Origin of the sequence: Streptomyces panaciradicis (assembly GCF_023516615.1) — a bacterium.
GTDB classification, from domain to species: Bacteria; Actinomycetota; Actinomycetes; order Streptomycetales; family Streptomycetaceae; genus Streptomyces; species Streptomyces panaciradicis.
Genome location: NZ_JAMGBF010000319.1, coordinates 1 through 1,154, shown reverse-complemented (window position 1 = coordinate 1,154; position 1,154 = coordinate 1). Strand labels below are relative to the sequence as shown.

General features: G+C 68.6%; 1 pseudogene. It reads left to right on the top strand.

Features of this window, described 5'->3' with window-relative positions:
• Positions 1-1,154, top strand: a pseudogene (locus tag M8J74_RS44160) (alpha-amylase family glycosyl hydrolase); the annotation flags it as partial.

Genomic DNA, 1,154 nt, shown 5'->3' with positions numbered 1-1,154 from the left:
CTGGCGGCGGCGTTGACGCCGGAGGTGGACGCGGTGCTGGCGGCGCATCCGTTGCGGGAGCTGGTGACGGCCTCGGAGACGCTGCCGCTGCTGGTGGAGCGGGAGCGGGCGCTGTACGGCGCCTGGTACGAGTTCTTCCCGCGTTCGGAGGGCACGGCCGAGGAGCCGCACGGCAGTTTCCGCAGCGCGGCGCGGCGGTTGCCGGCGATCGCGGCGATGGGGTTCGACGTGGTGTATCTGCCGCCGGTCCATCCGATCGGCACCACGTTCCGCAAGGGCCGCAACAACACCCTGACCCCGACTGCGGAGGATGTGGGGGTGCCGTGGGCGATCGGCTCGCCGGAGGGCGGGCATGACAGCGTGCATCCGCGGCTGGGCACGATGGAGGACTTCACCTGGTTCGTGGCGCAGGCCCGTGCGCAGGGGCTGGAGATCGCCCTGGACTTCGCCCTGCAGTGCTCCCCGGACCATCCGTGGGTGCACAAGCACCCGGAGTGGTTCCATCACCGCAGTGACGGCACGATCGCCTATGCCGAGAACCCGCCGAAGAAGTACCAGGACATCTATCCCATCGCCTTCGACGCCGACATGGACGGCCTGGTCGCCGAGACGCTGCGGGTGCTGCGGGTGTGGATGGCGGCCGGGGTGCGGATCTTTAGGGTGGACAATCCGCACACCAAGCCGGTGGTGTTCTGGCAGCGGGTGATCGCCGAGATCAACGCCGCCGACCCGGACGTGATCTTCCTGGCCGAGGCGTTCACCCGGCCGGCGATGATGCGGACCCTGGCCCAGATCGGCTTCCAGCAGTCCTACACGTACTTCACCTGGCGCACCTCCAAGCAGGAGCTGACCGACTACCTCACCGAGCTCTCGCAGGAGACGGCCGCCTACATGCGGCCGAACTTCTTCGTCAACACCCCCGACATCCTGCACGAGTACCTTCAGCACGGCGGCCGGCCCGCCTTCGAGGTCCGCGCCGTCCTGGCCGCGACCCTTTCGCCGACCTGGGGGGTGTACTCCGGCTACGAACTGTGCGAGAACGTCCCGCTGCGCGAGGGCAGCGAGGAGTACCTCGACTCCGAGAAGTACCAGCTCAAACCCCGCGACTGGGAAACGGCCGAACGCCAGGGCCGCACCATCACCCCCCTGATCAC